At 62.0% G+C, this 9,874-nt stretch carries 6 protein-coding genes; 3 read left to right on the top strand and 3 right to left on the bottom strand.

Annotation, left to right across the window (positions count from 1 at the left end; all coding sequences use genetic code 11):
- Both bamA and VGH68_RS17315 read right to left on the bottom strand, forming a co-directional pair.
- On the bottom strand, nt 1–1,018 hold a 1,018-nt coding region (gene bamA / locus VGH68_RS17310; protein ID WP_331604884.1), incomplete at its 3' end, for an outer membrane protein assembly factor BamA.
- A 138-nt stretch (nt 1,019–1,156) separates the two neighbouring features.
- Nucleotides 1,157–1,555: a hypothetical protein gene (locus tag VGH68_RS17315; RefSeq protein WP_331604885.1), complete on the bottom strand. Its 399-nt coding sequence runs from the start codon at nt 1,553–1,555 to the stop codon at nt 1,157–1,159.
- A gap of 1,093 nt (nt 1,556–2,648) precedes the next feature.
- Here VGH68_RS17315 and VGH68_RS17320 point away from each other — a divergent pair.
- Genes VGH68_RS17320 through VGH68_RS17330 form a run of 3 tightly spaced genes read left to right on the top strand, consistent with a single transcriptional unit; the run spans nt 2,649 to nt 8,479 of the window.
- A complete protein-coding gene (locus VGH68_RS17320) occupies nt 2,649–5,840 on the top strand; it encodes an efflux RND transporter permease subunit (RefSeq protein ID WP_331604886.1) in 3,192 nt (1,063 codons plus the stop codon).
- Nucleotides 5,830–7,017, top strand: coding sequence for an efflux RND transporter periplasmic adaptor subunit (locus VGH68_RS17325; protein WP_331604887.1), 1,188 nt, complete (start codon nt 5,830–5,832; stop codon nt 7,015–7,017). The genes VGH68_RS17320 and VGH68_RS17325 overlap by 11 nt, the downstream gene beginning before the upstream one ends.
- Complete coding sequence (locus VGH68_RS17330; protein ID WP_331604888.1) at nt 7,010–8,479, top strand: efflux transporter outer membrane subunit; 1,470 nt, start codon at nt 7,010–7,012, stop codon at nt 8,477–8,479. The genes VGH68_RS17325 and VGH68_RS17330 overlap by 8 nt, the downstream gene beginning before the upstream one ends.
- A gap of 221 nt (nt 8,480–8,700) precedes the next feature.
- Here the strand turns inward: VGH68_RS17330 and VGH68_RS17335 are convergent, their stop codons facing one another.
- Entirely contained in the window at nt 8,701–9,603 is a 903-nt protein-coding gene (locus tag VGH68_RS17335) for an NAD(P)-dependent oxidoreductase (protein ID WP_331604889.1), read from the bottom strand.
- Nucleotides 9,604–9,874 lie beyond the last annotated feature (271 nt).

Below are 9,874 nucleotides of genomic sequence, written 5' to 3' on the forward strand. Positions count from 1 at the left end.
GGCTCGGGTCGACCTGCAGCGTCAGGTCGACCTTGTGGTTGGCCTGATCGATCTGCGGCTGCGCATTGACGGTAGCGAACGCATAGCCGTATTCGCCCAGCTTGCCGACGATCGCTTTGGTAATGGCTTGCAGCTTTTCAGCCGAGAAGCGCTCACCCGGTTTCAGGTTGATCAGCCTGGACAGCTCCGCTTCGCGATCGAGCAGATTGCCCGCCAGCTTGATGGACGAAATCGTATACGGCTCGCCTTCGTGCAGCGTGACCGTCAGATACATCTGCTTCTTGTCCGGCGTGATCGACACCTGAGTCGACTCGATGCTGAACTCGAGATAGCCGCGATTCAGGTAATACGAGCGGACATTTTCGAGGTCGCCGGTAAACTTGTCTTTCGCGTACAGGTCGTTCTTCGTGTACCACGAGAACCAGTTCGGCGTGGACAGCTGCATTTCATCGCTCAGCGCACTCGTGCTAAACGCCTTGTTGCCGATGAAGTTGATCTGGCTGATCTTTGCACTCGGACCTTCGGCTACCGAGAACAGCACCGACACGCGGTTGCGGTCGATCGGCGTGATCGTGGTCGTCACTTCGGCGGCGTAGTAGCCGCGGGTCAGGTACTGGCGCTTGAGTTCCTGCTCGGCCTTGTCGACCAGCGCCTTGTCGTAGTAACGACCTTGCGACAAGCCAACCGCCCGCAGCGCCTTGCTGAGATTGTCCTTGTCGAACTCGTGGATGCCGGCGAAGTCGATCGTGCCAATTGCGGGGCGCTCCAGCACCTGCACGATGACGACGTTGCCTTCGGTCGCGATCTTGACGTCGTTGAAAAAGCCCGTAGCGTACAGCGCGCGAATCGCTTCGGATGCTTTCTCGTCGGTGAACGTGTCGCCTTGCTTGATCGGCAGGTAAGCGAACACGGTGCCCGGCTCGACGCGTTGCAATCCCTCGATGCGGATGTCTTGTGCCACGAACGGTGTGGTTGCGTAGGCCGGCACCGCCGCCACACTTAACCCGACGAGGGTCATCGCCCGGCTGCGGCGTACAGTTGAAGTTTGAACAGGCATGCGAAGGGAAGCAAAATGGTAGACACGCAGGGTGGAAACCCGAGTGCAATACGCTGTGCCGCATATCGATCCAGCGCGCGGATGGGTGAGACGCGAGTTCTATTGCACCGTGATGGCAGACAGGTCGCCCACCTTTGCGATGCCGCTTACGAGGGCCAGCACTTCCGTCATGTGTGCAGCGTCAGCGCGTTGGAGGCGAAACGACAGTTCCGCGCCGCCGGGCAGACGGAAAGTAAGAATCAGATGGGCCGCCGCGCCTGCGTCCTTGCCGATCTCCCAGGCCTCACAAGGCATTGCGAATTTCACGCTCTTCTTTTTGCTGCGGATCCGTTCCGACACACCAATGGCGTTCGACAACGCCGCCAGCAACTCGTGCATGACTGAGCAGTGCAACGCAATGGGGGAAGCCTGATTGACCTTGAACATCAGATACTGACCGTCGCCGGTCAATTCAAAACCACGTACGGAGTCGATCGCAAGGGAAGGTTGCGGTGCCATGGAGTAGTCCAGAAGCGAGCAAGGGCTGAAGTGTAGGGCGCTCCCCAACGTCTTGAGTTACGCGCCGTTACCGAATCTTAAATTCATTAGACGGGTGACTCCGACGGGCAACGTCGGCTTTGGATGTTTGAATGGGGAGATGGAGGTCGCCGTGCGATTGAAAGCATCGCTCGCCGCCGACGATCGCAAGCACACGACGAACAAAGGTCCGCTTTCAGTTCTAGCTTTCGAGGTGCGCGTTGCTCGCAGTGAACATTGCTCCGACTCCGGACGCGCACTGTAAGCAGGCACTCGACGGTTCCATAATTTCCCGACGGAAACTAATTGCTACGACGTGGGTTGCGTCGACGACAGAGCGCTGATTTCAGTCGGCGATTTATTCCAAAGGTAAGCGATGAGCGCATGAAGTACTCGCCATAAACTCATAGGGCGACTGCCTCAGCTGTCGGCAGTGTGAAAGCTATTCACAGTCCAGCGCTTTTGCACACAACTGTTTTGCTCAAAAGGCCACTTCGGCCCGTCACGTTGGAGTTCACCCGGCACGCAAAGACGTCCCACGTGCATCCTGAACAATTGGTAATAAGACCCGCTGAAGGCTTAGCCTTTGCAGGGAATGACGCGCGTGCGCCTCTATCCGGCTGTTGCCAGACCTTGCTCTCACAGCAGCGACAACGTATTGCCTGTGCGTGCGGGCAAAGCTGAACGCGCCCACCCGGCATTCACAGACGCCTGATGTTTCATTTGGCCTTCAGCAGAAGTGCCGAGCTTTGTGTACATTCGCGCTTGTGCGTTGCGGCACATCGGCGCGTACACCAACGCAATCATCTTTGCCGCACACGTGTTTGTCCGTTGAACGCCCGGCAAACGACAGATGCACGCATGTTCTCCGATTCGACCTAAAGCATCCAGGCAGTTCTCGTGAAATGAAGTTTATGCAAAGCCCTAGCCAGTATTCCGTCGCGGTCGAACATGCCGTCACATCAAGCCCGTCCTGTGCTTGTGTCAGGTACCAGCACGCGGCTGCGGGTCATCGCACGCCGCGCTAGCCTTCGCCAACACCCGTTGACGATTTATCCCAAGCTCAGGAATTCTTATGCTCGGCCTGGTCCGTACCGCGCTTCGGCGACCCTATACTTTCGTCGTCCTGGCAATCTTCATTCTCATCATCGGCCCGTTGTCCGCGATGAGAACGCCAACCGACATCTTTCCGGATATCAAGATCCCCGTGATCAGCGTGGTGTGGCAGTACACGGGCCTGCCGCCGGACCAGATGGTCGGCCGCATCACTTCACCATTCGAACGCACGTTGACGACCACCGTGAACGACGTCGAGCATATCGAGGCGGAATCGGTCGCCGGCTTCGGGATCATCAAGATATTCTTCCAGCCGGGGGTGAATATCAGCACGGCGAACGCGCAGGTGACTGCGGTCGCGCAAACTCAATTGCGGCAATTGCCCGCGGGCACGACGCCTCCTCTGATCCTGAACTACAACGCGTCCACCGTACCGATCATCCAGTTGGCGCTGTCTGGCAAGGGACTCTCTGAACAGAACCTCGGCGACCTGGGCCTGAATGCAGTGCGCCCGGTTCTCACCACGGTCGCGGGCGCAGCAATTCCTTACCCGTTCGGCGGCAAGACACGTCAGGTACAGATCGACATCGAGCCAGCGGCGCTGCAGGCGCGCGGCTTATCAGCGCAGGACGTGGCGAATGCACTGGCCGGCCAAAACCTGATAACGCCCGTAGGCACTGAGAAAATCGGTGACTACGAGTACACGTTGCAACTGAACAATGCGCCATCGGAAATCAAAGCCTTGGGCGACCTGCCGGTGAAGGCGGTCAATGGCACCACGGTTTATATTCGTGACATCGCGAATGTGCGCGACGGCAGCCCGCCGCAGACCAATATCGTGCATGTCGACGGGCGGCGCTCGGTGCTGATGTCGGTGCTCAAGAACGGTTCCGTTTCGACGCTCGGCATCATCTCCGGCATCAAGGAGCGGCTTGCTGCCGGGAAAGCATCGTGGCCCGCTAACCTGCAGATCGAACCCATCGGTGACCAGTCGCTGTTCGTGCGAGCGGCCATTACCGGCGTGGCGCGCGAAGGCGTGATCGCGGCCGTGCTGACGAGCCTGATGATCCTGCTGTTCCTTGGCAGTTGGCGTTCCACGATCATCATCGCGACCTCGATCCCACTCGCGATCCTCGGCTCGATCGCGACGCTATCCGCGCTCGGCGAGACGTTGAACATCATGACGCTCGGCGGTCTTGCGCTAGCGGTGGGAATTCTGGTCGACGATGCGACGGTGACGATTGAAAACATCAACTGGCACCTGGAGCATGGCAAGGAGGTGGAGACCGCTATTCTCGACGGCGCGGCGCAGATCGTCACGCCGGCGTTCGTCTCGCTGCTGTGTATCTGCATCGTGTTCGTGCCGATGTTCTTCCTGAGCGGCGTCGCACGCTTCCTGTTCGTCCCGATGGCTGAAGCGGTGATCTTCGCGATGATCGCGTCGTTCATCCTGTCGCGAACCCTTGTGCCGACGATGGCGAAATACCTGCTGAAACAGCATGTGCACGACGAGCACGCGCACGACACGAAGCGCCCCTCTCCGCTCGCGCGGTTCCAGCGTGGCTTCGAAGCGCGCTTCGAAAACGTGCGCGGCGCCTACCGCGGGTTGCTCGAACTCGCGCTGACCCACCGGCGTCCGTTCGTCAGTGGCTTCCTCGGCTTTGTGGTGCTCTCCTTCGCGCTGGTGCCGTTTCTCGGCCGCAATTTCTTCCCTTCCGTCGATTCGGGACAGATCCTGATGCATGTGCGCGCACCGGTCGGCGTTCGCGTTGAAAAGACCGCGCAGATTTTCGCGGACGTCGAAGGCTCGATCCGTCGGATCATTCCGCCGGCCGATCTCGGCACCGTGGTCGACAACATGGGTCTGCCGGTCAGCGGCATCAATACCGCGTACAACAACACCGGTACGGTCGGCTCGCAGGACGGCGACATCCAGATAGCGCTAAATGATGGCCATCGTCCAACCGACGAATACGTCCGCGCGATGCGCGAGCAATTGCCGCGCGAATTCCCGGGCGTCACGTTTTCGTTCCCGCCGGCGGACATCATCAGTCAGATCCTGAACTTCGGCTCACCGGCGCCGATCGACCTGCAGATTCGCGGCAATAATCTGAACGCCAACTACACTTACGCGGACCGCCTGCTCCGCCAGGTTCGCGACGTGCCGGGCGTGGTCGACGCACGAATCGAGCAGTCGCGCGACAACCCGACGTTCAACGTCGATGTCGACCGCACGCGCGCGCAACTGCTCGGCATCACCGAACGCGATGTGACGAACAGCATGGTGGTGAACCTCGCGGGTTCCAGCCAGGTCGCGCCCACTTTCTGGCTGAACAACGCGAACGGCGTGTCGTATCCGATCGTGATGCAAACGCCGCAATACAACCTGGATTCGCTCGCCGCCCTGCAGAACCTGCCGATCACCGGCAGCGGCGGAAGCACCGCCCAGATCCTCGGTGGTCTGGCGACAGTCGAACGCACCAGCAGCAATGAGGTAGTGAGCCAGTACAACATCCAGCCTATGGTCGAGATCTTCGCGACCACCCAGGGCCGCGACCTCGGCGCGGTCGCATCCGATATCCAGCGCATCGTGCACGACAACGCCAGCAGCTTGCCCAAGGGCTCGGCCGTGGCGCTGCTAGGCCAGGTGCAAACGATGAACACTGCATTTGCCGGCATGTTGTTCGGCCTGCTTGGCGCGGTGGTGTTGATCTATTTGCTGATTGTGGTCAATTTCCAGTCGTGGGCCGACCCGTTCGTGATCGTGAGCGCATTGCCGGCCGCGTTGGCGGGCATCGTCTGGATGCTGTTCGCGACCCACACGACGCTCTCCGTACCCGCATTGACCGGTGCGATCATGTGCATGGGAGTAGCGACGGCCAACTCGATCCTGGTCGTCAGTTTCTGCCGCGAACGACTCGCGGCACACGGCGACCCGTTCAAGGCCGCCCTCGAAGCGGGCTTTACGCGTTTTCGCCCGGTGCTCATGACCGCGCTCTCGATGATCATCGGCATGATGCCGATGGCGCTCGCCTTAGGCGAAGGCGGTGAACAGAACGCGCCGCTCGGCCGCGCCGTGATCGGCGGTCTGCTGTTCGCCACCACCGCTTCGCTGTTCCTCGTCCCTGTCATCTTTTGTATCGTCCACGTGCGCCCAGGGCGCGCGGCTACCCCGGCATCCGTCTCGGGAGGTCCTGCTCATGTCGTCTGAAACCACTTTCCCCACTCATACACCGTCGCGCCGCCCGCTTGTCGTCGCAGGCGTAATCGGCCTGCTGGTCGTGCTGGGCATCGTCATTGCCGGCCTCACGCTGCGAGCCGCCGATGCACGCAAACTGAAAACCTGGACCGACGCCCAGGCCGTACCGACCGTCAACGTGATCCAGCCGTCGCGCGACGCCAACGGCCCCTCGCTGCAACTGCCCGGTCGCCTCGAAGCGTTTACGCGGGCGCCGATTTTCGCGCAGGTCAGCGGCTATCTGAAATCATGGAGCGTCGATATCGGCACGCCGGTCAAAGCCGGGCAGGTACTCGCCGAAATCGAAACGCCCGAGCTCGACCAGCAGCTATTGCAGGCGCGCGCGGATCTGCAGAGTGCGCAGGCGAACGCATTAGTGGCGGGTACGACGGCCCAGCGCTGGGAAGCGCTACGAGGCACGGATTCGGTCGCCCAGCAGGATGTCGACCAGCGCACCGCCGACTACACCGCGAAAGAGGCGATCGTGGCAGCCGCCAAGGCCAACGTTGACCGGCTCGTCGCCACCAAGGCCTTCGCGCGCATCGTGGCGCCATTCGACGGCGTCGTGACCGCGCGCGATACCGACGTCGGCGCGTTGGTCAACGCCGGCAGCGGCGGGATAGGACAGGAGCTGTTCGCGGTCTCCGACGTCAAGCAGTTACGCGTGTATGTCCAGGTGCCGCAGAACTACGCACCGGCGATACACGACGGCACGACCGCCAGCCTGAGCGTTCCCGAGTATCCCGACCAGCACTTCACCGCGCGCGTGGTCGCAGCGTCAGACTCGGTCAATTCCAGTTCGGGCACGACGCTGGTTCAACTGCTGGTGGACAACACTAACGGCAAGCTCCTGCCGGGTGGCTTCGCCAGCCTGAAATTCTCGTTGCCCGCCTCCGCCGATTCGCTTCGCGTACCCGCCAGCGCGCTGGTCTTCGATAGCCGCGGCGTGGTGGTCGCCACGCTTGGCGCGAACGGTCATGTGCTGTTCAAGCACGTGAAGATCGACCGCGACCTGGGCAACGCAGTGGAGATCGGCTCAGGCCTCACCGTCACGGATCGCGTGATCGATACGCCGCCCGACGGACTCGCTGACGGCGACAGCGTGCACATTGCAACGGCGACTGACAAGAAGGCAGTTGCACATGGTTAAGTATCGACTTCCGGCGCTTCTCGCGAGCGTCGTCGCGCTCTGCGGCTGCTCGCTCGCGCCGCAATATCGGGTCCCGCCGGCGCCGATCGCTGCGCAATACAAGACCTTTGGGCCGTGGACCACCGCACAGCCCGCCGACCGGATCGACCGCAACGGCTGGTGGAAGATGTATGGCGACGCGCAGCTCGACGATCTCGAAGCACGGCTGCTGGCCAACAATACCGACTTGCGCGCGGCGTACGCACACTATGCACAAGCACAGGCCTTTGTGGCACAGGTTCAGTCGGGACTGTACCCGTCGGTCAGTGTGAATGCTGCGCCGCTGCGTGAGCGTCAGTCCGATAACCGGCCGTTGCGCGCTGGCGGCCCGAACGACTACAACTCCGTCACGCTTGGCGGTCAGATCAACTACGACCTCGACCTGTGGGGCCGCGTGCGCGACTCGGTGGTGGCCGGCAAGGACGAGGCGCAGGCGACCAAGGCCGATCTGGCCTCGGTCAGGCTGAGCTTGCAGGTCGAACTGGCGGACAGTTACGTCCGCCTGCGGGGCCTCGACCAGCAGTCCGAGCTGTTGAACGAGACTGTCGTCGCGTATGCGAAGGCCCTGCAACTTACCCAAACGTTGCACAACAGTGGCATCGTGTCGGGCCTCGACGTTTCCCGGGCGCAAACGCAACTCTCGTCGGCGAAGTCGCAGCTGTCGCAGAACCTCGCGCAACGGGCTTTGATAGAACACGCGATCGCGGTCCTGGTGGGAACCTCGGCGTCCGAATTCAGCCTGCCTTCCCAAACCGCCGCCATCGCGTTGCCGGCGATTCCCACCGGCCTGCCCTCGACGCTGCTGCAGCGACGACCCGATGTCGCCGCCGCGGAACGCCGGGTGGCCGAGGCCAATGCAAAAATTGGCGTCGCCCGGGCCGCGTACTTCCCGGACATCATGCTCAGCTTGCAGGGTGGTGTGCAAAGCGCGGCCTATGCCGGCCTGGTCAGCGCACCGAATCTGTTCTGGGCGATCGGCCCGCAGCTTGTGCAGTACGTATTCGACGGCGGCTATCGTCGTGCGCAACTCGACGCCGCAAAAGCGGCAACCGAAGAAGCGGGAGACCGTTACCGCAGTGTGGTGCTGTCTGCATTCCAGCAGGTCGAAGACAACCTTGCGCTGCTGTCGTATCTCGGCACCGCGCTGGGCGAGCAACGGGATGCAGCCAACGCCGCGCAGTACTCGGTGGACCTCGCGTTGCGTCAATATCGCCAGGGCGTGGTGGGTTACCTCGACGTCGTGCAGGCGCAGACAGTGGCGCTCGATGCGCAGCGCAGCCTGCTCGATATCCAGACACGCCAGCTGAGCGCGAATGTAGAACTGCTGGATGCGCTCGGCGGCGGATGGTCGAGCGATGAACTCGCTGAAGTGGCGGCAGCGCCGGCACTCGTCGCGACGGCAACGGAGCGCAGCGCCAACTGAACGCGTGTGCACGGCGCGCGAACGACATGCCCGTCGTGTTTTTACTACTTCGGAGCCTATTCACTGTCCGGTCTATGCGAAGCGTGGTCGGCCTCCCACGCTCGCGCGGTGCCTGAGCCCCGGATCGCACCGTCGGTCCTCCAATACGCGACGTCCGGGTGTTCGTATAGCGTTCGATACGTCGAATGCCGCTCGTAGCGAGCGGCATCCACGCATCGCGCTCAGCCGCCGCGCAGCGCGTTGCTCAAGCCGGCATCGGACAGCGCGCAAAGCGCCACCGCCGACCAGTCATGCTCGGCGCCGAAGCCTTGCGAGCGCAACGTCAGGAACCGGTCGTGCACGAGACTGGCCAGCGGCAGCGGAACGCCAAGTGCCTCAGCGGCGGCCAGCATCAGGCGGTTGTCCTTTTGACCGAGCGGCAACGAAAAGCCGGGCGGCTGAAACTGTTGCGACGCAATCAGCGCACCATAGATTCTGTAAGGCGGCGCGTTGAAGTTTGCGCTCGTCAACAGCTCGACCAGACGCATCGGATCGATGCCGGCCTTGCCCGCCACGGCACACGCTTCGCCCAGCGTTTCGATGATCACGGACAGCATGAAGTTGCCGATCAGCTTCACCAGATTGGCCTGAGAAGGGTCCTGCCCGACGATGCCCACCGACTGCCCAAGCGTTTCGAGAAGCGGCACGGCAACCTTCAGGTGCTCGTCCGCTCCGGCCGCCATGATGAACAGCTTCCTGGCCGCCGCGGCGTCGGGCCGGCCGAACACCGGCGCTGACACGAAAGCAAGACCGGCTTCACGGTACCTCGCCGCATGATCCTGCGCGGTCGCGACACTGATGGTGCTCATCGAGATGTGCAGCGCACCCTGTTTCAGCGTGGTGGCGATCCCCTGCTCTCCGAACGTGACCGCAGCGTGAGCGGCATCGTCGGCCACCATCGTGAATACCACGTCGGCTCCCAGCGCCGCCTGCGCGGGACTCGACGCGACGCTCGCGCCGGCTTCGCGCAATGGTTCCGCGCGTGCCGGACTCCGGTTGAATACCTGAACGTCGTGCCCGGCGCCGATCAGGTTTTTCGCAATCGCGGCTCCCATCGCGCCCAGTCCTACAAATCCAATTTTCATACTGATACTCCAAATGATTAGCCGCGCGAATGCGCGGCCCGTTCAGACTCGAATCGATACGCCCGACGCCTCGCGCTGGGCAGCGCCGCAGCCATTACAGCGCACGCGGTCACACACGACGACCACGAGGCATCACCCACGCGCAGCGCCAAACGCCTTCACGACGTTCACCCAATACGACGCACCGATAGTCAATGCGTCGTCATTGAAGTCGTAGTGCGGATTGTGAAGCGGGGCCCCGGGCGTGGACCCGTCGACGCCCATCCAGACA

The organism is Paraburkholderia sp., from assembly GCF_036488505.1.
In the GTDB taxonomy this organism is placed as follows: domain Bacteria; phylum Pseudomonadota; class Gammaproteobacteria; order Burkholderiales; family Burkholderiaceae; genus Paraburkholderia.

What these genes read in the sequence shown, in the direction of transcription:
- VGH68_RS17325 (WP_331604887.1), top strand. Translation starts at nt 5,830, where the DNA reads ATGTCGTCTGAAACCACTTTCCCCACTCATACACCGTCGCGCCGCCCG.
- VGH68_RS17330 (WP_331604888.1), top strand. Translation starts at nt 7,010, where the DNA reads ATGGTTAAGTATCGACTTCCGGCGCTTCTCGCGAGCGTCGTCGCGCTC.
- VGH68_RS17320 (WP_331604886.1), top strand. Translation starts at nt 2,649, where the DNA reads ATGCTCGGCCTGGTCCGTACCGCGCTTCGGCGACCCTATACTTTCGTC.
- VGH68_RS17335 (WP_331604889.1), bottom strand. Translation starts at nt 9,603, where the DNA reads ATGAAAATTGGATTTGTAGGACTGGGCGCGATGGGAGCCGCGATTGCG.
- VGH68_RS17315 (WP_331604885.1), bottom strand. Translation starts at nt 1,555, where the DNA reads ATGGCACCGCAACCTTCCCTTGCGATCGACTCCGTACGTGGTTTTGAA.